Below are 26,034 nucleotides of genomic sequence, written 5' to 3' on the forward strand. Positions count from 1 at the left end.
TTCGCCGATATCCGCACGGCAATCCACCATCCGATGAGAGGTTTTCTTCCATGGGGTCCATATCCCCGCGCCGAATTCGTCGACACAGATCGGTGCTGGCCGCCTCGATCGGCCTCGCGCTGACCGTCGGCGCGCTCGGTGCCACCGCGCCCGCGTTCGCGGCGGACGCTCCCTCCCCGGCCGCCCCGCCGGCCGCCGTACCCGCCGGGGCCGACCCGGCCGCGGCCGCCCGGGCCGCCGAGGCGGCGGCCGCCGACGCCGCGCACCGGACCGCCGAGGCGGCCGCGGCGGCCGAGGCCAAGCGCACCGGCAAGCCGGTCGAGGTGCCCTCGCTGACCACCGAGACCGACACGGTGGTCGCCAACCCGAACGGCACGCTCGGCCTGCGACGCACCGTCGCCCCGGCCCGCGCCAAGCAGGACGGGGTCTGGAAGGACCTCGACCCGACCCTCTCCAGGGCCTCCGACGGCACTGTCCGGCCCAAGGTGACCAGCAATCATCTGACCCTCTCCGGCGGTGGAACCGGACCGCTCGCCACCCTCGACCAGGACGGCAGGAAGCTCGCCCTCAGCTGGCCCGAGAAGCTCCCGGCGCCCGTCCTGGACGGGCAGAGCGCGACCTACCCCGAGGTCGCCCCCGGGGTCGACCTGAAGGTCACCGCGAACCAGGCGGGCGGCTTCTCCCAGGTCCTGGTGGTCAAGACCCCGGCGGCGGCCAAGGACCCCAAGGTCAAGGCCCTCACCCTCGGGATGAGGACCGAGGGCGTCTCGGTGAGCGCCGACACCGACGGCAGCCTCAACGCCACCGACCCCGCCGGCCGCGTGGTCTTCCACGCGCCCGCCCCGACCATGTGGGACTCCAGTTCCTCGGCGCCGACGGCTCCCGCCGCGCCGACGGCTCCCCCGGCGGCGAAGTCCGGCGCCCGTTCGGCCCTCGCGGCGCCGGCGGCCGCCCCCGTCCCCGCGCCCGCCGACCCGGACGCCCCCAAGGCGCTCTCCGACGCCGGCGGCCCCGGCCTCGGCGCCAGGATCTCGACGCTCGCCGCCACCCCCGCCGGCGGCTCGCTGACCGTCACCCCCGACACCGGCTTCCTCGACGCGCCGACCACCGCCTACCCGGTCTACATCGACCCCACCTGGACGCCGACCAACCGGGGCACCCAGGCGTGGACCTGGGTCCAGGAGGCGTACCCGGGCCGGACGCACTACAACGACTACAACTTCCGCTACGACCCCGGCGTGGGCTACCAGCAGTGGGAGGAGGACCGGGGTCTGGAGCGCTACTACTTCCAGATCGACTCCGGCGACCTCGGTGACAAGGTCATCCAGAAGGCGACGCTGGTGGCCACCCAGTCGTACGGCGCGGCCAACAACTGCGCCTCCGTCTTCAACGTCACCCTGCACGCCACCGATTCCATCAACGACAGGACCAACTGGAACACCAAGCCCTGGGACTGGGGCGCGCTCGGCACCGACGACCTCAACAGTGCCGGGGGCAAGGGCTGCCAGGGTGCCACCACCACCGGCGAGTGGGACGTCCGCCAGCACCTGACCGACAACAACTGGCGCGGCTCGCTGACGTTCGCGCTGTTCGCCGCGGACGAGTCCAAGCAGGCCGGCAACATCGGCTTCAAGCGGTTCACCCGCACCCCGAGCAAGCTGCCGTACATCTACATCGAGTACAACCGGCCCCCGTACAACCCGTGGAGCCAGTGGATGAGCCCGGCCCCGCAGAACCCCAACGGGAACGGCTGCGGCTGGATCGGCGCGACCAACGCCGCGACCGGGATCCGGCTGGCGGCCTGGGTCGGCGACCCGGACGGCAACCAGATCGACGCCCAGTTCGAGGTGCGCGACGTCGCCACCGCCGACGAACCGCTGGCCTGGGACAGCGGCTGGGGCAACCTCGGCAACAGCAACCACGAGGCATACGCGAGCCCCGGCAACCTGCAGGACGGCCACACCTACTACTGGCGCGTGAGGACCGGTGACGGCGCGATCCCGTCGGGCTGGACCAACGGCTGCATGTTCAGTCTGGACCTCACCCCGCCGGAGGTGCCGACCGTCACCTCCGCCGACTACCCGCCGTCCGGCACCCTGCCCGGCTCGGCCAAGCACATCGGCGAGTCCGGCGCGTTCACCGTGCGCGCGAACGACAACGCCAGCGGCACCATGTACTACGAGTACGCGTTCAACTCGGCCATCCCGGTGGGCGGCGCCAACCGGGTCGACGCCGGTGGCGACGGCTCCGCGGTCATCAACCTGACGCCCACCATGTGGGGCACCAACATCCTCCGGGTGCAGGCGGTGGACCGCGCGGGCAACCGCTCCCAGGAGAACTCCTACGCCTTCTACGCGCCCTCCGACCCGAACGCGAAGACCGTCCTCGGTGACATCACCGGCGACGCCGTCGTCGACCTCGTCCTCCCGGACACCAACGGCAACCTGATGCTGTACCCGGCCGGCGTCGAGCCGAGCTTCGGCGGGCCCATGGCCTCCAACAAGGCCAACAGCCCCGACGGGGTGGGCTGGGACAACGTCCTGGTCACCCACCGCGGCGGCAACGGCATCCGGATCGACGACCTCGTCGTCTACGCCGACTCGAACCTGTGGGCGTACCGGAACTCGGTCTGGGAGGGCGGTCTGGCAGCCGCGGGCAACCTCTACTTCACCAGCAAGAACTCGGCCCTCTCGCGGCGGCCGGTGGCCTGCACCACGACCGGCGTCCCCGGTGCCAGCTGCGCCGGCTACAACAAGACCGACTGGCACGGCGTCAAGGGTGTCCTGGCGATCGGGGACATCGACACCGTGGGCATCCCCGACCCCGCCGCCGACAAGCGCCGCTACGACATCCTGACCCAGGAGGACGACGGCACCGGCAAGGTCGGCCTCTGGCTCTTCCGCGGCTACACCGGGACCGGCACCTACTCCTCCGGCACCCCGCTGAGCCGGGCCGACTGGTCGAACCGCACCCTGATCGCCCCCGGCGACGCCACCGGCGACGGTCTGATCGACCTCTGGGTGCGGGAGAACAGCACCGGGAACGTCTACCAGTACGCGAGCCGCAAGCTGGCCGACGGCAAGCCCGACATCACCGCCCTCGTCGACGACAGCACCCGCACACTGATCGGTCACGCCTCCGCGGCGGACTTCCCGAAGCTGACCTCCTCGGGTGACGTCAGTGGCGACGGCATCCCGGACCTGTGGGCCCGCGACACCGGCGGGGTCCTCAGCGTCTGGAGCGGCGTCACCGGCACCGGCAAGGCCGACGCCCCCGTGACCGCCTTCCTCTCCGCCGCCGCGCTCGGCTACCCCGGAGGCACCATCAGCCTCCACTCCGGCGCCAACGGGAACAAGTGCATGGACGCCAACGGCGGCACCGACGGCAGCCGGCTCCAGCTCTACAACTGCTGGAACGGCGACAACCAGCACTTCACCTTCCGCACCGACGGCACCCTGCGCACCCTCGACATGTGCGTGACGGCCGACGGCGTCGACAACGGCAGCGCGGTCAACCTGCGCACCTGCGTCCCGGACGCTCCCGGCCAGCGGTGGACGCTGCGCCCGGACGGCACGCTGTACAACCCCGGATCCGAGCGCTGCCTCGACGACCCGGGGGCCGGCGGCACCGACGGCCTCCAGCTGTGGCTGTGGGACTGCCACGGCTTCGGCAACCAGAAGTGGACCAGCACCGCCAACCGGCCGGTCAACCTCCACTCCGGGGCCAACAACGCCAAGTGCATGGACGCCAACGGCCCGGACGAGGGCTCGCAGATCCAGCTGTACGACTGCTGGAACGGTCTCAACCAGCGGTACGACCTGCGCACCGACAGGACCGTCCGGGTCTACGAGAAGTGCGTGACGGCCGACGGCAACGTGGACGGCAGCCCGGTGACGGTACGCAGCTGCACCGGCGCCGACACCCAGAAGTGGGAGCTCCGGGGTGACGGCACCCTGTACAACGCCGCCGTCGACCGCTGCGTCGACGACCCCGCGGCCGGCTCCACCAACATGACCGCACTCTGGATGTGGACCTGCAACACCCACGCGAACCAGCGGTGGACCACCGCCTGACCACGGTCTGACCAGCACTGACGACGACCCCACGAGGTCATCGACCGGCCCCCGGCCCGGACCCTCCGCCTCGGCGGAGGCCGGACCGGGGGCCGGTCCGCTCGGCGATCGGGCCTGTGAGCGACGGGGGTGGACGACTAGGCTGATCGTCGTTGGGGCAGCCATTGGCGCCCGGCCGGCCGCTGGTGTCCGGTCCGGTGCGATTTTCGAACCATCGCAAGACCTAGGAGACACCACCGTGGCAGACCGCAAGCCCATCGACACCTGGCTGACCGACATGGACGGGGTCCTCATCCACGAGGGCGTCCCGATCCCCGGGGCCGATGCCTTCATCAAGCGGCTGCGTGAGTCCGGCAAGCCGTTCCTGGTGCTCACCAACAACTCCATCTACACCCAGCGCGACCTGCACGCCCGGCTGTCCCGGATGGGCCTCGACGTCCCCGCCGAGCACATCTGGACCTCCGCGCTGGCCACCGCCAAGTTCCTCTCCGACCAGCGCCCGAACGGCACCGCGTACGTGATCGGCGAGGCCGGTCTGACCACCGCGCTGCACGACGTCGGCTACGTGCTCACCGACACCGACCCCGATTTCGTCGTCCTCGGCGAGACCCGGACCTACTCGTTCGAGGCCATGACCAAGGCCGTCCGCCTGATCAACGACGGCGCCCGGTTCATCGCCACCAACCCGGACGAGACCGGCCCCTCGGCCGAGGGCGCGCTCCCCGCCACCGGCTCGGTCGCCGCCCTCATCACCAAGGCCACCGGCGTGGAGCCCTACTTCGTCGGCAAGCCCAACCCGCTCATGATGCGCGCCGGCCTGAACGCCATCGGCGCCCACTCCGAGCGGAGCGCGATGATCGGCGACCGGATGGACACCGACATCGTCTCCGGCATGGAGGCCGGCATGTCGACCTTCCTGGTCCTCACCGGCCTGACCCTGGCCAGCGAGGTGGAGCGGTTCCCGTACCGCCCGACCCAGGTGGTCGACTCGATCGCGGACCTGGTCGACCTGATCTGAGCGGCGGTCACCACCCCGGGTCCCCACGGCGCCCCGAAGGCCCTCCCGCGTGCGGCGCGGGAGGGCCTTCGCCGTGGCGTCCGCCGTCCGGGGTCGGTCCGGCCCGCCCCTCAAGGACTCCTTAAGCCGCCCCTAACCGCACCGATGACCCCTCAGCGGCGCGGCCCGGCCCGGTTAACGTGAGCGCCACGCCGGGTCACCCCACACCGGCCCCGGCGGTCACCACCCCCGGATCTGCCGCCGCCGCGCCCCCCACCGCGGCGGCGGCAACACCCCGCCTCGTCCGTCGGCCCCCGCGCCGGACGGCAGGACCGCACGGCAGGGCCGGGCACGGCACAGCAGGGCAGGGCAGGGCACAGCAGGGCAGGGCAGGGCAGGGCAGGGCAGGGCAGGGCAGGGACCGAACGCCCCGGGTGCGACGCCGGAACCGGGGCCCACCGGGCCCACCGTGGTTGAGTAGGGCACATGACCACCTCCGCGCGCCCCGCCGCCCCCGGAGCTCCCGGCTCCCGCCCGCCCTTCCGCGTCGGTCTGATCGGCTACGGCCTGGCCGGCTCCGCCTTCCACGCGCCCCTGATCGCCACCACCCCCGGACTCCGGCTGGCCGCGGTGGTCACCGCCAACCCCGACCGCCGGGCCCAGCTGCGGCGGGAACACCCCGACGCCCGCGCCGTCGACACCCCCGAGCAGCTGCTCGCCGACCCCGACGCGCTCGACCTGGTCGTCATCGCCTCCCCCAACCGCACCCACGCCCCGCTCGCCCGCGCCGCCCTGCGGGCCGGACTGGCCACCGTGGTCGACAAGCCGCTCGCCGGCACCGCCGCCGAGGCGCGCGGGCTCTGCGCGCTCGCCGGATCGAACGGCACCCTGCTCACCGTCTTCCAGAACCGCCGCTGGGACGGGGACTTCCTCACCGCCGCCCGCCTGGTCCGCGAGGGCGCGCTCGGCCGGGTGCACCGCTTCGAGTCCCGCTTCGAGCGGTTCCGGCCCAAGCCCAAGCCCGGCTGGCGCGAGCTCGCCGACCCGGCCGAGGTCGGCGGCACCCTGTACGACCTCGGCAGCCACCTCGTCGACCAGGCGCTCACCCTGTTCGGGCCGGTCGACACGGTGTACGCGGAGATCGACGTGCGGCGCGACGGCGCGGTGGTCGACGACGACGCCTTCCTGGCCCTCACCCACGCCAACGGCACCCGTTCCCACCTGTGGACCAGCGCGATCGCCCCGCTCGTCGGCCCCCGGCTGCGGGTCCTCGGCGACGCCGCCGGATACGTCAAGCCCGGCATGGACCCCCAGGAGGCGGCCCTCCGGACCGGCCTGCGCCCCGACGGCACCCTGCCCTGGGGCGCCGACGACCCCACCCAGTACGGCACCCTCGGCACCGACGGGGACACCACCGCGCTGCCCACCGACCCCGGCGACTACCCCGCCTTCTACGCGGGCGTCGCCGCCGCCCTGGCCACCCCCGGCACCCCGCCCCCGGTCGACCCGCGCGACGCCGTCGCCACCCTGACCGTCCTGGAGGCCGCCCGCGCCTCGGCCGCCACCGGCACCACCGTCCGGCTCGACGGCCTTTCCGGCTGACAGCGTCCGCGCCCCGCCGCGCCGCCCGCCCCGCCCGCGCCGCTGTGAGCGCGGGCGGCGCAGCGGGGCGCGGGACAGCGGGACAGCGGGACAGCGGGGCGCGTCAGATCCCGATCACCTCGACCGCCGAACCCAGCCCCTTGAAGTCCGAGATGTTGCGCGTGTAGAGCGGCAGCCCGTGCGCGGAGGCGATCGCCGCGATCATCAGATCGATCCGGCGCGGACGCGGCTGCCGGCCGGCCGCGATCGTCAGCGTCACCAGGGTCCCGTAGCGGGCGGCGGCCGCCCCGTCGAAGGGCAGCGGATCGAAGTCCGCCACCGCCGCGCCCAGCACCTCCATCCGCGCCGCCCGGCTGACCGGGTCGCGCGCCATCGACACCCCCTGCTGCAGCTCCGCGAAGGTGATCGCGGTCAGCTCGGGCACCGCCGGCAGGTCAGCCGGGCTCAACAGCGCCAGGTCGATGTAGACGCACGTGTCCAGCACCCCGGCCGGACGCCGCCGGGACGCCCGCCGCCGCTCAGCCACGCGGCCGCTCGAACGGATCGCCGTCCTCGTCCCCGACCAGTTCCTCCGGCCCGAAGTACTCCTCGGACTCCTTGCGCATCTGCTGGTAGTCCACCCGCGGCAGCTTCACGTGCCGCGCCACCAGTTCCTCGGCCGTGAGCCGTCGGCGCCCCGCCACCGGCCGCAGCTCGGCGACCTCGACCCCGTTCCTGGTGATGTGGAAGACCTCGCCCGCCTCCACCGCGTCCATCACCGCGGCGGAGTTGTTCCGGAACTCCCGCTGGGTAATCGTCTTCATGCTCTCCAAGGTAGCCCCGTGTAGCACCCGCGGCTACGGCTCTCGCGCACCGGTCCGCCGGAAATCCGCCACCCTCCGCCCCGCCCTCGGTTACCGTACGGAGACGACCAATCACGCCGGGGGGCAACGATCATGGCCGACTCCACCGAGGCCCAGCGGAATCCTTGGCTCCACGGCCAGGACGGCCCGCCGCCCGGCCTCCCCCGGCCCGCCGCCGGGCCGGGCCCCTGGGCCGCCGGTCCCTCCGCCGGGGCCCCCGTCCACGTCGAACCCGCCGCCCTCCGCCGGGCCGCCGAGGTCTCCCGCCGCCTCCAGGGCGAACTCCGGCAGGCCGTGGGCCACGCCGCCCCGGACACCGGCGCCGCCGCCCAGGCCCTCACCGCGCGCGGCTTCGGCTCCGGCGCCGCCCTAGACCAGGTCCTCACCTGGTGGACGGCCCGCTGGAACAGCCTCGACACCCGGCTCGGCCTGACCGCCGACCGACTGGAGGCCACCGGCGCCGCCTACCGGTCCACGGACGCCTCCGCCGCCACCGCGTTCAAGGCCCCGTGAGCCGGCCGTGGTGACCTTCGCGCAGCTGCGGGACGCTGCCTTCGACCCCCTGTCCAAGGCCGGGGACACCTGGAACGGCATCGCCGGACAGGCCGAACACCTCGCCGGCCAGGTGCGGTCCGGCGTCCTGCGACCGCTCACCGGCGCCGGCCCCGGCCCCCTCTCCCCCGGCGGCGCCCGCGCCTGGACCGGCGTCGCCGCCGACGAGGCCACCCGGGAGATCGGCCTGCTCGCCGACGAGCTGACCGCCTTCCACTACGAGGCCCTCGCCGTCACCGCCGCCCTGCGCCGGGCCGGAACCGCGTTCGCCCGGGCCCAGCAGGACCTGCTCCGCGCCGTCGGCGACGCCGAGGCCCTCGGCGCCACCGTCACCGCCGACGGCGCCGTCACCCTGCCCCCGCTCCCGCCCGAGGACCGCAACGACCCGGACGCGATCGCCTACCAACGGCGCAGGTGGGACGAAGTGCAGCAGCACGTCGAGGCGATGCGGAAGGCCGTCACCGCCGCCACCGAGGCCGACACCACGACCGCGGCCGCCCTCCGCGCCCTCGACCCCGCCGACGTCGACCCGGCCACCCGCCCGGGGGCGGTGGACAACGCCAAGGCGGACGTGATGGGCGCGGTCGGCCTGCCGAAGGACCGCAAGGACATCCCGGCCTGGTGGGCCACGGTGGACCCCGCCGTCCGGGCGCAGCTGCTGGAACTGGCACCGGGCCGCCTCCTCGAAGCCGGGGTCCTCGACCCGACCTATGTGTGGACTGCGCCGGACAGCGGGGCGGGTCCGTTCTACTCCCGCGAGCCGGGGCCCGGCGAACACGCGTTCCGTGCGTTCGCCGGGCTGCTCCTCGCCGGGGGCCACGTCGCGGGCCGCACGGACGCGGCCCGCAACCTGCAGCATTTCCTCGACGGGACCGGGGAGCCGTTGACCGTGGACGTTGACCGGATGCTTCGCGACGACCCGAGGTTCCGCGATCATGTGGCGGGCCTGCTCACCGCGAACGACGCCCAGTGGCGGGAGACGGCACTGGCCGCGTACCGGAAGTCGGGCGGTGCTCCGGTCGCGGTCCCGGTGGAGACTCCGCGCACCAAGCGCAACGACTACTCGTTCCCGGCAGACAGCCAAGCGAACTGGTTCACGGCCGTGGGCAGTGAGGCGTGCGTGCTGTCGGGCGTGGTCACGGTACGGCCCGGACCCGACGGCAATCCCTCGATGTCCATGAAGTACCAGGTCAACGTGTGGGACCGGTACAACTGGGACGCGGGCAAAACCACGAATATCGCCGGCGTGACCGTCTCGGACTCGGACATGCAGGGTCTCCATCGGACCGGCTTGGCACAGGAGTACGACCTGAGCGGCCGGAGTGCCCCCTATGACCGGGTGGTCGGCGACGGTGTCCCGCTCGTACCGGCGGGCACGGGTGAGCGGTACAACGACCGCGAGGCCGGGCGCGCCGACCCCGGAAGGGAGACCCGGTGAGTTCCACGACGCGCACGGCACCGGCGACCGCCCGATCCCGGCGGAGGCTGCTGCTCGCTGTGCTCGCGGCGTTCCTCCTGCTCCTGGCCGCCGGGGTGGGCGGGCTCTACTGGGTGGACGACGACCTCCGCCATCCGAAGCCGGACAGCGGGCGGCCCGGTGCCTGGATGACCGTCGACCGGGACGAGGTGTCCCGCTTCGCCCACGTGACGGTCCCGGTGTCCGCGGAGGACATCCGGTGGGGTTACCAGAACGGGTTCCAGGACGACTTCGTCGTTCTCGCGTTCCGGATCCCGCAGGGCGAACTGGAGCAGTACAAGAGCGCTCTCCCCGCTTCCGGGTGGACCGACACCAGCTACGTCCCGCAGATCGACCTCGACGGTTTCCAACACATCGGAGCCCCCGATCCGTCCACCACTCCTCCGCTGACCTGCGGAGACTTCTACACTCCTGGCCCCGCCAAGAACATCGGCACCCAGGTCTGCGTCGCCTCCCGGTCCGACGGGACGAGCCAGGTGTGGGTCAGCGCCGTCCACACCCCCTGAACGGGATGCCCGCCCGGCCCCGCCGTCTGGCATCATCGTCGACAAGTACTGGTCCGGAGCGCAGAGGAGGCAGGGACGTGGCCGTGATCACGATGCTGCTCGGGCTGCTCCGGATGCTGAGTGGGGAGTGGCTCGCCGAGGGTGGCGGGTCGCTGACGCAGGTGGCGGCCGCGGCTGCCGTGGTGCTGGTGACCGGGGCGGTCGCGGGGGCGCTGGTCGTCGCGCGGCTACTGGGGGCGCGGGCGCCGGCGAGTGTGCGGGCCGGGGTGCTGCGCAGGCGCGCGGCCCGGACGGCGTTCCTCCCGCAGCGTGATCCGGATGCCCGGGGCCGACAGCGCCCGAGGGCCCCGGGAGCGGTCCCGGCGGCCGCGTAAGCACCGGGGAACCTTTCACCACCGGCCCGTCGCGGCCGTCCTCCGTCGATCACTCGTACCCCGAGACCCCCGGAGGGCTCGCTCCACCATGTCCGTTTTCGCAATCCTCGACCCGGCCGTGCGCCTGGCCCACGATGTCGTCGCCGCGCTCGCGCAGGTCGTCCCGACGGCGCTCGCGATCGTCCTGTTCACCGTCTGTGTCCGGCTGGCGCTGCATCCGCTGGCGCGGGCGGCGGCGCGCGGGGAGAAGTCCCGGGCGCGGCTGGCGCCGCGGATCGCCGAGTTGAACCGCAAGCACAAGGGCCGCCCGGAGAAGCTCCAGGCCGCGCTGTCCGAGCTGTACCGGGAGGAGAAGGCGTCGCCGTTCTCGGGCTGCCTGCCGATGCTGGTGCAGATCCCGTTCTTCTCGGTGATGTACCGGCTGTTCACGACCCCGAACGATCTGCTCGGCCACACGCTGTTCGGCGCCCCGCTGGGGCTGCACATCCGGTCGGCGCACGGTGCGGGCGAGTGGGCGGTGTTCGGGGTGCTGTACGCGGGGCTGGCGGCGCTGGGGTACGTCAACTTCCGGCGGGCCCGGCGGGCCCAGGCCAAGCAGGCGGCCCAGGCACCGCGGTCGACGCAGGGCGCGCCGGCGCAGCCCGCGCTCGCGTTCCTGCCCTACCTGTCCTTCGGCACCGTGCTGTTCGCCGCCCTGGTCCCGCTGGCGGCCGCGGTCTACCTGCTGACCACCAGCACCTGGACGGCGGCCGAGCGGGCCTGGCTGTACCGGGACGGGGCGCCGGAGCCGGCGGTTCCGGCACTGGCCTGAGGCCGGATCCGCCCGGCCTGCTCCAGCCTGTGTGATCGTTTGGGCCGGTCGGCCGGACGATCACGCAGGTGGTCGGGTGAAGGGACGGAAGGCGTCATGGCGGTCGCCGCGCCGGCGGTGGCGGACGTCGCGGTCGGCGGCCTCGGCCCGACCCGGGCGGTGGTGGCCGGTATCGCGGTGATCACCTGGGGGACGGTGGTGGCGCACCTGGCCTCGATCCTGTCCTCCTCCCGGCTGCGGTAGAGCCGTCCTACGGGGGTGTCCCGCCCCCTCCCATGCCGGTGCGAGGGTGTCCGGCCCACCCCACCGGGACGGGTCCGGGCAGGTCCCCGGGGGTGGGGCGATGCCCTCGGGAGGGCGACGCGGGACCGGTGGGCCTGGTGCGAACGTGGCTTCCGGGGCCCGAGGTCCGGGCCCGGGGAGGAGCACCATGAGGGTCGTCCGGAACGCCCGCGGGACCGGCCGGAACCACCGGAACCATCGTGACCACCGGGACCGCCGGTTCGTGCCGGGCCCGGTCGCCGTCGCACTGGCCGGCGCGGTTCTCGCCACGCTCGCACCGTCGGCGCCGCGCGCCACCGCTTCGGCGGCGACGTCATCGGCCCAGACCCAGACCCAGAATCAGGCCCAGGCGGCGGGGCCGAGCCGGGAGCTGCGGGCCCTGGTCGAGCGCGGTTCCTCGACGGCCGCGCTGGGCGAGACGCGCGAGGACGGCCGCCGGGTCTGGCGCGACGCCGCGGGCGTCACCGACCTGGAGTCGCGGCGCCCGGCGCGGGCCGACGGCCGGTTCCGGATCGGCAGCGTGACGAAGACCTTCGTGTCGACGGTCGTCCTCCAGCTCGTCGAGGAGGGCAGGCTGCGGCTGGACGACCCGGTCGAGCGCCATCTGCCGGGCGTCGTCCCCAACGGCGGCGCGATCACCCTGCGCCAACTGCTCAACCACACCAGCGGCCTGTACGACTACCTGGACGATCCGCGCTACTTCTTCCACGACGACGCGTCGCTGCGGACCTTCCTCGCCGAGGGCCGCTGGGCGGACCACCCGCCGGCCGAGCTGATCGGGGTGGGCGTGCGCGGGACGCCGTACTTCCCGCCCGGGCAGGGCTGGCACTACTCGAACACCAACTACGTCCTGGTCGGCGAGGTCATCCGCCGGGTCACCGGGCGCAGTTGGCAGAGCGAGGTGGAGCGGCGGATCGTCCGGCCGCTGCACCTGGACGACACGACGTTCCCCGGCTCCCGGCCGGACATCCCCGGGCCGCACGCCCACGGGTACGCCCGGCTGCCGGAGGGGCCGGCGGACATCACCCTGATCAACCCGACCCTCGGCGACGCGGCCGGCAACGGCATCTCCACCACCACCGACCTCGGCCGCTTCCACGCCGCCCTGTTCGGCGGCAGGCTGCTGTCGGCAGCGCGGCTGCGGGAGATGACGACGGCCGTCCCGGCGCCGATGATCGGCGCGCACTACGGGCTGGGCCTGATCCGCTACGACCTGCCGTGCGGCGCGGTCTGGGGGCACACCGGCGGGGTCCCCGGGTACAGCACGGTGCTGCTCGGACCGATCGACGGGACCCGGCAGTTCGCGCTCTCCTTCAACGTTCTCGCAGGCGCCGAGAACGACGCCACCGACGCCGCGGTGCACGCCTTCGTCGAGCGCGCGGCGTGCGGGCCGCAGTCGTCGACGCCGATCGGTGCCACGAACAACTCACTACTCTCCGGCCTGCGTTGACGCACAGCGGGGCAGGGCGTTGTCAACCCCGGTGATACCGAGGGGCGGAGCCCGGACCCCCGCCGTTCGACCGGGGTGGTCGCTACCTCCGTCGGACGGCCGGGGACGGTCGAGGCCGGTCCGCAGGATGACGCGGGCCGATGGGGGCGACTGCCAGCCTGGACACGGAGGGCCCGAGGTCCGGGCCGGAGGGTGATAGAACATGATGTCCAGTCAAAACTTTTTCAAGACAAGCAACTTGAGCAGTGACAGCCACGGGCGCGGCCGACTGGCGCGGCGACTGGCCGCCGTCGCCCTGGCGGCCGCCACCGTCGGCGCGCTCGCCCCCGCCGCCGTGGCGGCGCCCGCCCCCGCCGGGGCCGATGCCCGCCGGGGCGGGGTCGACGCGCGGGCGGAGCTGCGGGCGTTCGTCGCGGACGGCGCCTCGACGGCCGCGTTCGCCGAGGTCCGGGAGGACGGCCGGCGGATCTGGCGCGACGCGGTGGGCACGTCCGACCTGGCCACCGGGCAGCCGGTCAGGGCGGACGGCCGGTTCCGGATCGGCAGTGTCACCAAGGCGTTCGTGTCGACGGTGGTGCTGCAACTGGTCGGGGAGGGAAAGCTGCGGCTGGACGACCCGGTCGAGCGCCACCTGCCGGGCGTCGTCCCCAACGGCGGCGCGATCACCGTCCGCCAGCTGCTCAACCACTCCAGCGGCCTGTACGACTACCTGGAGGACCCGCAGTTCTTCTTCCAGGACGAGGCGAGCCTGCGCGACTACGCCCTCGGGAACCGCCGTTGGCAGGACTACCGGCCGGAGCAGCTGGTCGCGATCGGTGTCGCGCACGCGCCGTACTTCGCCCCGGGCCAGGGCTGGAAGTACTCGAACACCAACTACATCCTGGCCGGCATGCTGATCAACAAGCTCACCGGGCACAGCTGGCAGAGCGAGGTGACGCGGCGGATCGTCCGGCCGCTGCACCTGGACGACACCGTGTTCCCCGGTTCCGAGACCGGCATCCCCGGCCCGAACGCCCGTGCCTACGCCAAGCTCGCGGAGGGGCCGGCGGACATCACCCGGCTCAACCCCACCGTCGGCGACGCGGCCGGCAACGGCATCTCCACCACCACCGACCTCGACCGCTTCCACGCCGCCCTGTTCGGCGGCAAGCTGCTGCGGCCCGCCGAGCAGGCCGCGCTCACCACGACCGTTCCGACCGGCTCGGGCCACAGCTTCTACGGGCTCGGCGTGGCGCAGGCGGACTTCGGCTGCGGCCCGTTGTGGGGCCACGACGGGGGCCTGCCGGGCTGGGGGACGCTGCTGTTCGGCACGGCGGACGGGAAGCGGCAGGTCGCGCTGTCGTACAACCCGTACGAGGGCACCGACCAGTCCGGGCTGGACGCGGCGGTCGTCGGGCTCGCGGTGAAGACGCTGTGCGGCGCGACGGCCCCGGCGGGCGCGGCCGCCGCGGCGGCGGAGGCCCTGTCGTCCCTGCGGGGCGCCACCCGCTGAGACCCGGCCGTCGGGCGGTCCGGTGGGTGAAAAGGAGTTGCCCGCCGGGCCGGACGGCGGTCGGATGGTGCCCCATGAACAGCGACACCGCGGACCTGCACCCCGGCCAGCACCCCATCGACGAGGACCTCGTCCGGCGCCTGGTCGCCGGCCGGTTCCCGCACTGGGCCGGGCTGCCGGTGACCCGCTTCCCCTCCGGCGGCACCGTCAACGCCATGTACCGGCTGGGCGAGGCGATGGTGGTCCGGCTGCCGCTGGTGGACTGGGGGGCGCCCGACGTGGCACTGGAGCAGGAGTGGCTGCCGCGCCTGGCGCCGCTCCTGCCCGTCGCCGTCCCCGAGGTGCTCGGCGCGGGCGGGCCCGCCGAGGGGTACCCGTGGCCGTGGTCGGTGTACCGCTGGCAGAGGGGCGACCATCCCCGGCCGGGCGGGCTGCGCCGACCGGTGCGACTGGCCGAGGACCTCGCCGGGTTCGTCACGGCGATGCGGGCGCTCACCCTGCCGGACGCCCCGCCCGCCTACCGGGGCGGGCCGATCGAGCTGCTCGACGAGGAGACCAGGACGGCGATCGAGGAACTGCGGGCCCTGCCCGAGGAGGGCGTCGACTGCGGGGCCGTGACCGCCCTCTGGGAGGACGCGCTGGCGGCACCGGCCTGGGACGGGCGGACGGTGTGGCTGCACTCCGACCTGATGCCGGGCAACCTGCTGGTCGACGAGGACGGCCGGCTGGCGGCGGTGATCGACTTCGGCTGCGCGGGAGCGGGCGATCCGTCCTGCGACCTGATGCCGGCCTGGAACCTGCTGCCGGCCGAGGCACGGGCGGTCTACCGCGCGGCGCTCGACGTGGACGACGCCACCTGGCGGCGCGGCCGGGGGCGGGCACTGGCGCTGGCGCTGAACGCCCTGCCGTACTACCGGGAGACCAACCCGTCGATGGCGGACAACGCCCGGCATGTGATCCGCGAGGTACTGGCGGAGGCGTGAACGGCTGTCATCCCCGGACCAGGGTCCACCGCGCCCTGCTCGTGCCAGTCGAAAGAGTCCGCTTCCTTCCATCGATCTCGTTCGACAACCTGAGGACACAGGTGCTGGGCTGCTCGAACCGGACGGTGACCTGGTACTTGGCGTCCGGGTCGCGGCTCTCGCTCCAGGTACCGGCCGCCACCTCCCACAGTTCGTCCGCCCTCGTGGCCGCCGCAGCGTCGGGGCAAGCGGCGGCCGGTATGACGGAAGGGCCGAGCCGCCCGTCCTCTGCCAGCTCCAACCGAGTCCCGTCCGCGCTCCACCGGCCGACCGCGCTCGGCGGTGGGCCGGTGGGGAAGAGCTGTGGAAGTACGAGGAACGCCGCGAGCACCAGGAAGAACGCCAACGCGACGGCAGGAACGGCGTACTTCGCGGCTCTCGACATGCCGGGACGCTAACAGCACGGGGTGAACGGGTCGGCCTGCGCTCCGGGGAGGAGTCCGCTCCCGCCGATCGGCAGATGGACGGGGGCGGTGCGCCCTGGGGACGATGAGATGCGCCCGACCTGGCCGACCGGGCAGCCGGCCAGGCCGGGCGCGCGGGCTCGCGAACACCCGACCGGCTACTCGGGTATGCGCCGGTCGCCCTCACGGTGGCGGTCGTGGAGAAGGTCCGACCTGACCCGGCAGACGGCGCCGACGACGGCCGCGGCGATGACGAGGATCAGCAGTCCGATCATGGTCACGCGGCGTGGTCGAGCTCGAACCAGACCAGCTTGCCGCGCTTCTGGGGTTCGGCACCCCAACGGTGGGTCAGGCCCTGGACGAGCTGGAGGCCCCGGCCGGATTCGGCGAGGTCGGCGAGCGTGCGGCGCTCGGGGAGGTCGGAGGAGTCGTCGCCGACGGAGACGCGGAGCGTCCGGCCGAGAATGAGGACGAGCACGACGGGTGCGGCCGTGCCGCCGTGGCGCCAGGCGTTGACGATCAGTTCGGCGAGGGCGAGTTCGGCGTCGGCGATGACCTCGGGGTGGAACCCCGCGCGGGCCATGGCGGACCGGAGGGCCTCGCGGGCGACGGTGAGGGAGGGGGTATTGCGGTTACACATGGGGACTCCCAGCGGTGCAGGTGGAGGCGCACCAAACGGAGGCATGAGGGTGCCAACTACCGTGTTCCGGGGAGTTGATGACACTCCGTCCAGTGAGCGGTGCATCACAGACTGTAGGGCATTTGAGCTCACATGTGCCACGCAACCAGAAAAACACGTGCCACCAGAACACCGCTGGACTGATCGGCCACCCATGGACATGCTTGACGCATGCCACCACGCGCCACCCCAACGGTCAGGCAGGAGCGGCTGGGTATCGAGCTGCGCAAGATGCGAGACTGCGCCGGCCGCACCACGACTCAAGCCGCCGCCCTCTTCGGCCTCGACAGAACAAAGATCACGCAGATCGAGAAGGGCTACTACCCGGTCACACCTGATCGCGTCAGAGCCCTCGCCGCCGAGTACGAAGAGGGAGACACCGAGTACATCGATGCGCTCGCCCGGATGGCGGGCGAGCGCCACAAGGGGTGGTGGGAGGAGTACCGAGGATCCGTCCCTACCGGGTTCCTCGACACATCGGAGCTCGAATACTTCGCCCAGGGCATGATGACCTACCAGATCTGCCATCCGCCCGGGGCGATGCAGACAGAGGAGTACAGCAGGGCCATCTTCCAAGAGGCATTTCCGCCGCTGAGGCCACGGCTCTTGGAATCGCGAGTGGAGAACCGCCTGCGCCGCTCGGAGATCCTCATGGAGCAGGGCTCTCATCCCTACGTCGCCGTGGTCCACGAGGCGGCTCTCCGGATGCGATTCGGCGGGGCGGAAGTCGCCAGAAGGCAGTTGGACAGAGTTCTGGAGCTCGCTCAGCTGTCGCACGTGACCATCCACGTCGTCCCGTTCGAGGCGGACGGCTTCAAAGGCGCAGGGCAAGCGATCGTCCACGCCAAGGGACCGGTCCCACGACTCGACACCGTCCAACTCGATGCAGTCGGCGGCCCGGTGTTCCTCCACGAGCGCAACCAGGTGGACAACTATCAGCGGATCATAGACCGAATGATTGAGCGGTCACTCGCCCCGCAACAGTCGCTCGACCTGATCAACCGCATCAAGAAGGGAATCTGAGCCATGGAACCGTTGACCTGGACTCGGCCATCGGCATGCGCCGACGCCACGAACTGCCCGGAGGTCGCCATCACCGACGACGCTGTCTACGTCCGGAGCAGCCTCCTGCCCTCCTCCACAGCGCAACTGACCCTCCCCGAGTGGCGCGACCTCCTCGCCGGGATCCGCAACGGCGAGTTCGACGCCTGACCCGCTCCCTCCCGGGCCGGCGCCCCGCCCCGGGGCGCCGGCCTTCGCGACTTCCCTGGAACTCTCCCCACCCTGCGGACACTGGATCTGCGTCGTGTGATTTCATCTCCGGCATCCAGAAGGACCAGTGAGGAACCCATGGAAGAACTCCTGTGGCAGCGGCCGAGCCGTTGTGCCGACTGCAGCAACTGCCCGGAGGTCGCCATCACCGCCGACGCCGTCCACCTCCGGAGCAGCCTCCGCCCCGCCGAGGTGACCCGGCTGACCCTCGCCGAGTGGCGCGACCTTCTCACCGGGATCCGCGACGGCGAGTTCGACGTCTGACCCTCCCCGAAGTACCGGTCTCCTCAATTTCCCCGAAATTCCCTGGAACCCCCTCCGCCCTGCGGACACCAGATCTGCGTGGAGTCCTCCTTGTCCAGTAAGCAGACGCAGGCCGGCGAGCGCCAAGTGTTCGCCGAGCTCTACGATCAGCACGCTCGCACGGTCTTCGCGCACGCGTACAGATCGACCGGGGACCGCGACCTCGCGGACGACGTCGTCTCGCTGACCTTCCTCGAAGCCTGGCGACTGCGGAAGAAGCTCCGCGACGAGGTGCTCCACCCCCGCGCCTGGCTGCTGGCCATCGCCACCAATGTGCTCCGCAACACCGCCCGCACCGCGCGCCGGCACCGCGACGCGATGTCCCGCCTGCCCCGCCGCGACCCGATCCCCGACTTCGCCGACGAGGTGGTCGGCCGGATCACCGACGCCGGCACGGCCGCGGCCGCCGTCCGCGCGCTCGACCAGCTCGCCGTTCCCGAGCGTGAGGTCTTCACACTCGTCGTCTGGTCGGGGCTCGGCTACGCGGAGGCCGCCCAAGCCCTGGGCATACCCGTCGGCACCGTCCGCTCCCGGCTCTCCCGGGTCCGGGACAAGCTCCGCCGGATCGTCGACGCCGAGGATCCCCCCGCGCCACGGGTCCCCTCCGCCTCGTCGACGCCCGCCGGTCTCACCATCAGTCATCAGTCCGTGGGCCACCACCAGGAAAGGCGGCCATGACCAACCCACGCACCGACCACACCGAGTGGGACGAGCACTACGAGCGCCGTGAACTCGCCCGGCTGCTCCCCCCGCCGCCCCACTTGGAACCCTCGCTCTCCCAACTGGCCGACCGCCGCGACTTCCTGCTCACCGAGTTCTCCCGGCCCCGGCCGTTCTCCGGTCTCACCACCCGGTGGCGGGGCCTGGTCCTGGTGACGGCCGTCGCCACCGCCGCGGCGATCACGGCGATGACCCTCGCCCCCGACTCCTCCGCCGAGGATCCGGCGCCGCCCGCGACCGCCGCCTCCGTGGAACTCCTCGACCGGATCGCCAGGGTCGCCTACACCCAGCCGCAGCCCTCGGCCCAGGACAGCCAGTACACCTACATCAGGACCGTCGGCCACAGCACGGCGCTGGCGGAGTCCGCCGACGGTTCGATGCGGCGCAGCACCACCACGACGAACACCGAGCGGTGGACGGCGGTGAACGGCGCCCGTCCGGGGCTCCAGCGCCGGGACGGCGGTGACCAGCAGCTTCCGGCACCGGACCCGGTCTCCCTCAACTCGCCCAGCTACCGGATGCTGGCCGGTCTGCCGAGCGACCCGGAGGCCCTGACCAAGGTCATCTACGCCGATGCCGGGTACAACCACGGGGGCGGCTCCGGTTCGAGCACCGGTCCCGACCAGGAGGCGTTCGTCACCATCGGCGACCTGCTGTGCAACGCGGTCGCGCCGCCGGCCGTCTCCGCCGCGCTGTACCGGGTGGCGGGCCGGATCCCGGGGGTCACGACCGTCGACGACGCGGTGGACGCGGTCGGACGCCACGGGGTGGCCGTCGCCCGGGTGCACGACGGCACCCGGTTCGAGTGGATCTTCGACCAGCGGACGATGCAGCTGTTGGGCAAGCGCACCGTGCTCGTGAAGGACGGTCCGTGGGGCCGGGCCGGGGACGAGGTGGACTCCGTCGCGCTGGTCGCGCAGGGCATCGTGGGTACTCCGGGTGAAGGTGTCGTGATCGGCACCACAGAATCAAGCCACTGACCGAAATCGGTCAGCCATTGTCCGGTCCTCGTCGGAACTATTGTGCGAACGGCGGATCCGGCGTTGGGTCGTGGCAGCACTGTCCTGCCACGACTCACCAAGGGAGAAGTTGACCGTGCGTTCCTTCCGCACGCTCGCCGTCGTCACCGCTGCCGCCGGCGCGCTCGCGCTCGCGGCCCCGGCGGCCATGGCGACGCCCGCGCCGTCCGTTCCGACGGCCCCGTCCGCCGACGCTCCGCAGTCCGCCGGCCCGGCGAAGGCAACGCCGTCCACGCCGGTGATCGCCACCTACCGGGGCAAGAAGATCGACCTGGCCAAGGGCTGGGCCGGCGCCAGCGTCTGCACCGAGGTGAAGGGCGGTGCGGTGTACTGCCACGACAGCGTCGCCGAGGCCGACCGGGCGCTCACCACCCTCGCCCCGGCGGCGGCCGCCGCCGTCAAGGCCGCCAAGGCCGCCGGAGCCCCGGCCCCCGCCACCGGCGGCCAGGTGGCGCAGTCCACCTCGGACTGCCCGTCCGGCTGGGCCTGCCTCTGGGAGGACGTCAACTTCTCCGGTCTGCTGCTGCGCTGGTCGGAGCCCGGCACCAAGTACCTCTCCGACTGGTCCTTCCGCGACCGGGCCAGCTCCGCCTGCGTGTTCCGCAACGGCGGGGACCTCACGCTCTACGACGACCGCACCCTGCAGCCGGACCCGTCGGTCTACCTGTGGAACGGCAACTGCTACAACCTCACCGGTCTCAGCTACCCCTACGGCGGCAGCTGGAACGACAAGGCCGACTACATCGTTCTCTGAGCCGGCCCGGGCTCGGAGCGTACCGAGGCAGGCCGGAGGCCGGCCCCCCGTGAAGGGGTGCCGGCCTCCGGCCTGCCTCGTCCTGCTCAGACCGCCGGCTCGGCCACCGGCTCCTTGGCCGCCCCGGGAGCCTCGACCGGCGCGCCCGGCTTCCGGTTGCGCAGCACCAGCGCCGCCACCACGGCCGCCGCCACGACACCCACCGCGCTCACGGTGAGGGTGGTCGACATCGCCGAGGTGAACGCCTCCCGGGCGGTGTGCATCGCGGCGGGGTCGCCGTTGGCCTCGGTCAGCGCGCCCAGGATCGACTGCTTGGCCTGCTCGGAGGCGCCGGCCGGCATCCTGTCGGCGTAACCGCTGGCCAGCAGGGAGCCGAGGATGGCGATGCCGAGCGCGGTGCCCGCCTGCTGGATGGTGTCGTTGAGCGCGGAGCCGACGCCGGCCTTCTCGGCCGGGATCTCGCTCATCAGCGCGCCGACCGCGGCCGGCATCGCGAGGCCGGCCCCCAGGCCGAGCAGGCCCAGTGCCACGGCCGGGACGGTGAAGCCGGTGTCCGCGTCGACCGTGCTGAGCAGGACGAAGGAACCGGCCATCAGGGCCATGCCGACCAGGACCAGCGGCCGATGGCCGGTCTTCGCGCTCAGTCCGGCGCCGGCGCCGTTGCCGATCAGCGCCGCGACCGCCATCGGCACGAAGGCCAGGCCCGCCTTGATCGGCGAGTAGTCCAGCACGAACTGCAGGTACTGGGTGAGGACCAGCAGCAGGCCGCCGTTGCCGATCTGCACCAGGGTCAGCGAGAGCGAACCGCCGCTGAAGTTGCGCTTCTTGAACAGCGCCAGCGGCACCATCGGCTCCGCGACCGTGTTCTCCCAGATCATGAAGCCGGCGAGGGAGAGGACCGCGACCACCAGGGCGACCAGCGAGCCGCCGCCGAACGCGCCGTGCTTCGGGATCTCGATGATCCACCAGATCAGCGCCGTCATGCCGACCGCCGAGAGGACGGCGCCCAGCGGGTCCGGCTTCTGCCAGGGCCCCTTGGACTCGGGCATCAGGAGCAGCGCGGCCGTGATCGCCACGACCACCACCGGCACGTTGATGAAGAAGATCGAGTGCCAGGAGAAGTGGTCGATCAGCACACCGCCCAGGACGGGGCTGCCGACCAGGCCGAGCATCGAGACCGAGCCCCAGGCCGCCATGGCCTTGCCCCGCTCGTCCTCCTCGAAGACGGTGATGAGGATCGACAGCGTCGAGGGCATGATCAGCGCGCCGCCGATGCCCATCGCCACCCGGCTCGCGATGACCTCACCGGGATTGCTGCAGAGCGTCGCCGCCAGCGAGGCCGCGCCGAAGAGCACCAGGCCGATGATCATCACCTTGCGGCGGCCGAACCGGTCGCCGAGGCTGCCCGAGGTCAGCAGCAGGCCGGCGAAGACCAGGATGTACGAGTCGAGGATCCACTGCGTGTCCTGCGCGGTGGCCTTGAGGTCCTCGGTCATCGACGGCACCGCCACGGTGAGCGCCATGCTGTCGACCACCAGGACGAGCGTGCTGAGGCACAGCACGAGCAGGATCCACCAGCGCCGTGGGTTACGGCCTTCCATGTCTTTTCCCCTCCGAAGTACGCCCGATGCGTACGATGTACCGTCGATGCGAACACTGTACGCAGTGCGGAACAGTGTGCGCAACCATGTTTCCTGTACGCTTGGTGCGAACGGTGTACGCAGGGATTTCCGTGACCGATTCCGAGGAGGACAGCCGGTGGCCGCCAAGGCGACGAACCCGATCCCGTCCGTGTGGGCCCGGCGGCAGCGCGAGCCCGAACAGCCCGTGCTGAGCCGGGACACGATCGTCCGCGAGGCGATCGCGATGCTCGACGCCGACGGGGTCGAGGCCCTCTCCATGCGCAAGCTCGGCGCGCGCCTCAACGCCGGAGCGACTTCGCTCTACCGGCACGTGGCGACCAAGGACGAGCTGATCGAACTCGCGGTGGACGAGATCTTCGGCGAGATCCCCGTCCCCGACCCCGGCAGCGCCGACTGGCGCGCCGACGTCGTCGCGACCTGCGAGTCCTTCCGGGCCACCACGCTGCGCCACTACTGGCTGGGCTCCGTCATCGGCCAGGCCGGCCTGGTCTACCTGGGTCCCAACCTGGTCAACGTCTCCGAGCGAATGGCCGGACTGTTCTCGGCCGCCGGCTTCCCGGAACCCTCCCGGGCGATCGACACCGTGCTCTCCTTCGTCCTCGGGATGAGCACCACGGAGGCCGCCTTCCTCACCACCGTGGCCCGGAGCGGGCGGACCGAGTCCGAGTTCATCGCCGGGCTGATGCCCACCGCCCAGGAGGCGGTGGCCGGGCACGACTTCCTCGCCGACGCCTTCGCCCAGGCCGCGGTCGGCGCCGTCGAGAACCCCGTCCTCGTGCGCGACCAGAAATTCAACTACGGCCTGGAGGTCATCCTCGACGGCCTGGCGCTGCGCCTGCCGCGCTGACTCCCCGTCGGGCACGCCGTCGGGCACCCGGCGGGCGGACCGCCTCCGGCCCACCGGGACCCCCGCTCCCCCGGCCCCGCCCCCTACCCCCCGGACCCGCGGCCGCCCCCCGTCCGGGCGGCCGCGGGGGTCAGGCGCGCCGGATCACGATGTCCCCGAGCTGGGTGCGGGCGGTGATCTCGACGGTCTCCCCGCCCCCGGCGGGCGCGCCCGAGGAGTCCAGCGCGTTCCGGACCGAGCCGACCTGGGTCTGCACGTCCAGCCAGGCGGCGGTGCCCTCGGCGATGCCGACCTCGACGGTGCCGACCGCGGTCTCCAGCGCGGCGCGGCCCCGGACCAGCTCGCCGATCCGCAGGCTGCCGTTGGCGGACCGGAGGTCCACCCCGGCCAGCGCGGTGCCGACCGTGACGGCGCCGTTGGCCGCGTTGGCCCGCAGCTCGCCGCCGACCTCCCCGACGACGGTCTCGCCGTTGAGGTTCTCGACCTTGAGCGCGCCCCCGACGGTGCCGATCTCTATCCGGCCGGAGGACGCCACCTCGGCGTCCCCGTCCGCCCGCCCCAGCCGGACGTCCCCGAGCTCGTTCCTCAGCTCGGCGGTCGCCGCCTCGTCGACCCGGATCCGGCCGACCGAGGTCCTGATCCGGCAGTCACCGAACACGCCCTCCAGCAGGAAGTCGCCCATCGGCGCGTCGGCGTCCACCGAGGACCCGACCGGGACCTCGACGGTGATGTCGACCGATCCCGTCCGGCCGAAGATCCCGCGCTTCTTCGGGACCTTCACGATCAGGGCGCCGTCGGCGAAGGAGACCTGGGCCTGCTCGGCGCGCTGGACGTCCAGCGCGGCGCCGGGGTCGGTCGGGCGGACCTCGACCAGGGTGTCGGCGCGCTTGGCGGCCGCGATCCGGACCGAGCCGATGTCGAACCGGAGGGTGGCGCGGATCGGGCTCGGAGTGTCGAACGAAGGCATGGCTGTTCCGTCCTCATGGCTCTGTGCTGCGTTTCCGCAGGTGAAAGGGGTGACTCGGCGAATGAGCGGGGTGGGGCGGGCGGGCCGGACCGGGTGCTAGCGGACCCAGCCCGTAAAGCCCTGACCGACCCCCCGGCCGATCCTCGGCCCGGGCCTGGCGGGTGCGGCCGGCTCCAGCGACGCGGCGACCGCCCGGACCAGCCAGGCGTTCACGGAGAGGCCCTCCTGCCCGGCGGCCTCCTCGACCCGGGCCTTGAGGTGGCCGGGAAGCCGGAAGTTGATCCGCGCGGTGGCGCCGTCCTCGCCCTCCCCGGCCGCACCGGCCGGTGCCACCGGTGGCGCCATCGGCGGTGCCACCGCCCCCGGCCCCACAGGGCCCTCGTCGTGGAACGGCACCGCCCCGTGGAACGAATCGGCCCCCGGCGGCACGGTGACCACGAACTCCGGTTCGAGCCCGCGCAGCCGGACGTCCACCGAGCCCGGGGCCAGCTCCCTGGTCACTTCCCCCATCGCGGCGGAGAGGGCGTTCAGCAGGGTGAGCCGGACGGCCGACTCCAACGGCAGGGTCAGGCGCTCGGCCAGAGCGCGGGCTTCGTCCCCGCCCGCACCCGCGGCCACCGCGAGCTCGTGCCGGAGATTGTCGACGTACGGCGTGAGGTCCATGCCCAGAAGAATGGCACATCCATGGCGCCATGTCGAGCATTTTTGGCACCATGCCTTGGCGCCACTCGAACGAGTGAATGGCGCCATCCCGGGCGCACCGCCCCGCCCCAAGGCCGGAGCGCGCCCGGCGGGGAAACGCCGAGGGCCCCGCCGGCGACTGCCGACGGGGCCCGGAACCGCGCGGGGCCGCGGCTCAGACCTGGCGCCACCGGGCCAGGTGGGCGTCGATCTCCCCGGCCAGCCGGACCTTGCCCGGGGCGTCGAGGAAGGACGCCTCCACCGCGTTCTTCGCCAGCCCGGCCACCCCGGCCTCGTCCAGGCCGAGCAGCCGCGCCGCCACCGCGTACTCGGTGTTGAGGTCGGTGCCGAACATCGGCGGATCGTCGCTGTTGACGGTCACCAGCAGCCCGGCCTCGACCATCCGCTTGATCGGGTGGTCCTCGATCCGCTCCACCGCCCGGGTGGCGATGTTGGAGGTCGGGCAGACCTCCAGCGGGATCCGGTGCTCGCCCAGGTGGTCGAGCAGCGCCCGGTCCTTCACCGCCTGGGTGCCGTGGCCGATCCGCTCGGCACCGAGCACCCGCAGCGCGTCCCAGACCGTCTCCGGCCCGGTGGTCTCCCCGGCGTGCGGGACGCTGCGCAGGCCGGCCGCCCGCGCCCGGTCGAAGTAGGGCTTGAACTGCGGCCGCGGAACGCCGATCTCCGGGCCGCCGAGGCCGAAGCTGACCAGGCCCTCGGGCGCCAGGTCGACGGCGAGCCGGGCGGTCTCCTCGGCGGCGGCGAGGCCGGCCTCGCCGGGGATGTCGAAGCACCAGCGGAGCACCACCCCGAGCTCCTTCTCGGCGCGGTGGCGGGCGTCCTCGATGGCCTCCATGAAGGCGACGTCGGGGATGCCCCGGCTGACCGAGGAGTACGGGGTGACGGTCAGCTCGGCGTAGCGGATGTTCTGCCGGGCCATGTCCTCGGCCACGCCGAAGGTCAGGGCGCGGACGTCCTCGGCGTCCCGGACCAGGTCCACCACACTCAGGTAGACCTCGATGAAGTGCCCGAAGTCGGTGAAGGTGAAGTACTCGGCGAGGGCCGCCGGATCGAGCGGTACCTTGGTCCGGCCCTCGTGCCGGGCGGCCAGTTCGGCGACCACCCGGGGCGAGGCCGATCCGACGTGGTGGACGTGCAGTTCCGCCTTCGGCATCGCGGCGATGAACGCCTCGATGGAGCGGTCCGCGGAGTCCGCGGGGGTGCTGCTGGGGGTTCCGATCCGACTTCCGTCCGGCTGGACCACG

At 72.8% G+C, this 26,034-nt stretch carries 28 protein-coding genes; 19 read left to right on the forward strand and 9 right to left on the reverse strand.

The genetic code is table 11. The features are described from left to right. Positions 1-50 precede the first annotated feature (50 nt). From ACIQ9P_RS24675 to ACIQ9P_RS24685, 3 genes are all read left to right on the forward strand, one after another. Positions 51-4,073, forward strand: coding sequence for a ricin-type beta-trefoil lectin domain protein (locus tag ACIQ9P_RS24675; protein ID WP_402360000.1), 4,023 nt, complete (start codon positions 51-53; stop codon positions 4,071-4,073). Between the two features lie 238 nt (positions 4,074-4,311). Further along, on the forward strand, positions 4,312-5,091 hold the full coding sequence (locus tag ACIQ9P_RS24680) for an HAD-IIA family hydrolase (RefSeq protein ID WP_030394186.1): 780 nt from the start codon (positions 4,312-4,314) through the stop codon (positions 5,089-5,091). A 465-nt stretch (positions 5,092-5,556) separates the two neighbouring features. Further along, positions 5,557-6,672: a Gfo/Idh/MocA family oxidoreductase gene (locus ACIQ9P_RS24685; RefSeq protein ID WP_402360004.1), complete on the forward strand. Its 1,116-nt coding sequence runs from the start codon at positions 5,557-5,559 to the stop codon at positions 6,670-6,672. Positions 6,673-6,775: 103 nt separating this feature from the next. Here ACIQ9P_RS24685 and ACIQ9P_RS24690 read toward each other — a convergent pair whose 3' ends face one another. Both ACIQ9P_RS24690 and ACIQ9P_RS24695 read right to left on the reverse strand, forming a co-directional pair. Continuing rightward, on the reverse strand, positions 6,776-7,198 hold the full coding sequence (locus ACIQ9P_RS24690) for a type II toxin-antitoxin system VapC family toxin (protein WP_402360007.1): 423 nt from the start codon (positions 7,196-7,198) through the stop codon (positions 6,776-6,778). Next, on the reverse strand, positions 7,191-7,475 hold the full coding sequence (locus tag ACIQ9P_RS24695) for a type II toxin-antitoxin system prevent-host-death family antitoxin (protein WP_320436336.1): 285 nt from the start codon (positions 7,473-7,475) through the stop codon (positions 7,191-7,193). The genes ACIQ9P_RS24690 and ACIQ9P_RS24695 overlap by 8 nt, the downstream gene beginning before the upstream one ends. Positions 7,476-7,607: 132 nt before the next feature. Between ACIQ9P_RS24695 and ACIQ9P_RS24700 the strand changes: the two genes are divergently transcribed. The 9 genes from ACIQ9P_RS24700 (at position 7,608) to ACIQ9P_RS24740 (ending at position 15,441) form a co-directional block, all read left to right on the forward strand. Next, a complete protein-coding gene (locus tag ACIQ9P_RS24700; RefSeq protein WP_402360010.1) occupies positions 7,608-8,027 on the forward strand; it encodes a type VII secretion target in 420 nt (139 codons plus the stop codon). A 7-nt stretch (positions 8,028-8,034) separates the two neighbouring features. Beyond that, complete coding sequence (locus tag ACIQ9P_RS24705) at positions 8,035-9,504, forward strand: hypothetical protein (RefSeq protein ID WP_402360013.1); 1,470 nt, start codon at positions 8,035-8,037, stop codon at positions 9,502-9,504. Beyond that, positions 9,501-10,049: a hypothetical protein gene (locus ACIQ9P_RS24710; protein WP_402360016.1), complete on the forward strand. Its 549-nt coding sequence runs from the start codon at positions 9,501-9,503 to the stop codon at positions 10,047-10,049. The genes ACIQ9P_RS24705 and ACIQ9P_RS24710 overlap by 4 nt, the downstream gene beginning before the upstream one ends. A 77-nt stretch (positions 10,050-10,126) precedes the next feature. Next, positions 10,127-10,423 (forward strand): DUF6412 domain-containing protein, encoded by a 297-nt coding sequence (locus ACIQ9P_RS24715; protein ID WP_402360019.1) that lies wholly within the window; start codon positions 10,127-10,129, stop codon positions 10,421-10,423. Positions 10,424-10,511: 88 nt separating this feature from the next. Beyond that, a complete protein-coding gene (locus tag ACIQ9P_RS24720; protein ID WP_402360022.1) occupies positions 10,512-11,234 on the forward strand; it encodes a YidC/Oxa1 family membrane protein insertase in 723 nt (240 codons plus the stop codon). A 96-nt stretch (positions 11,235-11,330) separates the two neighbouring features. Further along, a complete protein-coding gene (locus ACIQ9P_RS24725; protein ID WP_402360025.1) occupies positions 11,331-11,477 on the forward strand; it encodes a hypothetical protein in 147 nt (48 codons plus the stop codon). A 187-nt stretch (positions 11,478-11,664) separates the two neighbouring features. Beyond that, entirely contained in the window at positions 11,665-12,966 is a 1,302-nt protein-coding gene (locus ACIQ9P_RS24730) for a serine hydrolase domain-containing protein (protein WP_402360028.1), read from the forward strand. A 238-nt stretch (positions 12,967-13,204) separates the two neighbouring features. After that, positions 13,205-14,458 carry a serine hydrolase domain-containing protein gene (locus ACIQ9P_RS24735; RefSeq protein WP_402360030.1) on the forward strand — a complete coding sequence of 418 codons (1,254 nt, stop codon included), beginning with the start codon at positions 13,205-13,207 and terminating at the stop codon, positions 14,456-14,458. 74 nt (positions 14,459-14,532) lie between these two features. Further along, the gene (locus tag ACIQ9P_RS24740; RefSeq protein WP_402360033.1) at positions 14,533-15,441 is read left to right on the forward strand and encodes an aminoglycoside phosphotransferase family protein; all 909 of its coding nucleotides are present in this window, start codon (positions 14,533-14,535) and stop codon (positions 15,439-15,441) included. Positions 15,442-15,448: 7 nt separating this feature from the next. Here the strand turns inward: ACIQ9P_RS24740 and ACIQ9P_RS24745 are convergent, their stop codons facing one another. From ACIQ9P_RS24745 to ACIQ9P_RS24755, 3 genes are all read right to left on the reverse strand, one after another. Next, positions 15,449-15,865 carry a hypothetical protein gene (locus ACIQ9P_RS24745; RefSeq protein WP_402360036.1) on the reverse strand — a complete coding sequence of 139 codons (417 nt, stop codon included), beginning with the start codon at positions 15,863-15,865 and terminating at the stop codon, positions 15,449-15,451. A gap of 177 nt (positions 15,866-16,042) precedes the next feature. Continuing rightward, entirely contained in the window at positions 16,043-16,165 is a 123-nt protein-coding gene (locus ACIQ9P_RS24750) for a hypothetical protein (RefSeq protein WP_286158583.1), read from the reverse strand. Then, on the reverse strand, positions 16,162-16,524 hold the full coding sequence (locus ACIQ9P_RS24755) for an ATP-binding protein (protein ID WP_402360039.1): 363 nt from the start codon (positions 16,522-16,524) through the stop codon (positions 16,162-16,164). Before ACIQ9P_RS24755 ends, ACIQ9P_RS24750 begins: the two co-directional genes overlap by 4 nt. Before the next feature lie 210 nt (positions 16,525-16,734). On the opposite strand from ACIQ9P_RS24755, the gene ACIQ9P_RS24760 reads away from it, so the two are divergent. The 6 genes from ACIQ9P_RS24760 to ACIQ9P_RS24785 all read left to right on the forward strand — a co-directional run bounded on the left by ACIQ9P_RS24760 (position 16,735) and on the right by ACIQ9P_RS24785 (position 20,631). Next, positions 16,735-17,586 carry a helix-turn-helix domain-containing protein gene (locus ACIQ9P_RS24760; RefSeq protein ID WP_402360042.1) on the forward strand — a complete coding sequence of 284 codons (852 nt, stop codon included), beginning with the start codon at positions 16,735-16,737 and terminating at the stop codon, positions 17,584-17,586. Between the two features lie 3 nt (positions 17,587-17,589). Beyond that, positions 17,590-17,775, forward strand: a complete 186-nt coding sequence (locus ACIQ9P_RS24765) for a DUF397 domain-containing protein (RefSeq protein ID WP_402360045.1) — start codon at positions 17,590-17,592, stop codon at positions 17,773-17,775. Between the two features lie 138 nt (positions 17,776-17,913). Beyond that, positions 17,914-18,099 carry a DUF397 domain-containing protein gene (locus ACIQ9P_RS24770; RefSeq protein ID WP_402360048.1) on the forward strand — a complete coding sequence of 62 codons (186 nt, stop codon included), beginning with the start codon at positions 17,914-17,916 and terminating at the stop codon, positions 18,097-18,099. A 90-nt stretch (positions 18,100-18,189) separates the two neighbouring features. Continuing rightward, positions 18,190-18,816, forward strand: coding sequence for an RNA polymerase sigma factor (locus ACIQ9P_RS24775; RefSeq protein WP_402360051.1), 627 nt, complete (start codon positions 18,190-18,192; stop codon positions 18,814-18,816). Then, positions 18,813-19,838: a CU044_5270 family protein gene (locus tag ACIQ9P_RS24780; RefSeq protein ID WP_402360053.1), complete on the forward strand. Its 1,026-nt coding sequence runs from the start codon at positions 18,813-18,815 to the stop codon at positions 19,836-19,838. The genes ACIQ9P_RS24775 and ACIQ9P_RS24780 overlap by 4 nt, the downstream gene beginning before the upstream one ends. Before the next feature lie 115 nt (positions 19,839-19,953). Then, positions 19,954-20,631, forward strand: a complete 678-nt coding sequence (locus tag ACIQ9P_RS24785) for a peptidase inhibitor family I36 protein (protein ID WP_402360056.1) — start codon at positions 19,954-19,956, stop codon at positions 20,629-20,631. An 86-nt stretch (positions 20,632-20,717) separates the two neighbouring features. On the opposite strand, the gene ACIQ9P_RS24790 is transcribed toward ACIQ9P_RS24785, so the two are convergent. After that, the gene (locus tag ACIQ9P_RS24790; RefSeq protein WP_402360059.1) at positions 20,718-22,232 is read right to left on the reverse strand and encodes an MFS transporter; all 1,515 of its coding nucleotides are present in this window, start codon (positions 22,230-22,232) and stop codon (positions 20,718-20,720) included. 157 nt (positions 22,233-22,389) lie between these two features. Between ACIQ9P_RS24790 and ACIQ9P_RS24795 the strand changes: the two genes are divergently transcribed. Continuing rightward, the gene (locus ACIQ9P_RS24795) at positions 22,390-23,121 is read left to right on the forward strand and encodes a TetR/AcrR family transcriptional regulator (RefSeq protein ID WP_402360061.1); all 732 of its coding nucleotides are present in this window, start codon (positions 22,390-22,392) and stop codon (positions 23,119-23,121) included. Positions 23,122-23,251: 130 nt separating this feature from the next. Here ACIQ9P_RS24795 and ACIQ9P_RS24800 read toward each other — a convergent pair whose 3' ends face one another. The 3 genes from ACIQ9P_RS24800 to ACIQ9P_RS24810 all read right to left on the reverse strand — a co-directional run bounded on the left by ACIQ9P_RS24800 (position 23,252) and on the right by ACIQ9P_RS24810 (position 26,009). Beyond that, positions 23,252-24,088, reverse strand: coding sequence for a DUF4097 family beta strand repeat-containing protein (locus ACIQ9P_RS24800; RefSeq protein ID WP_402360064.1), 837 nt, complete (start codon positions 24,086-24,088; stop codon positions 23,252-23,254). Between the two features lie 96 nt (positions 24,089-24,184). Beyond that, entirely contained in the window at positions 24,185-24,751 is a 567-nt protein-coding gene (locus ACIQ9P_RS24805; RefSeq protein ID WP_402360067.1) for a hypothetical protein, read from the reverse strand. Between the two features lie 193 nt (positions 24,752-24,944). Continuing rightward, complete coding sequence (locus ACIQ9P_RS24810) at positions 24,945-26,009, reverse strand: adenosine deaminase (protein ID WP_402360353.1); 1,065 nt, start codon at positions 26,007-26,009, stop codon at positions 24,945-24,947. Between the last annotated feature and the right edge of the window lie 25 nt (positions 26,010-26,034).

The organism is Kitasatospora sp. NPDC094019 (assembly GCF_044764505.1).
GTDB lineage: Bacteria > Actinomycetota > Actinomycetes > Streptomycetales > Streptomycetaceae > Kitasatospora.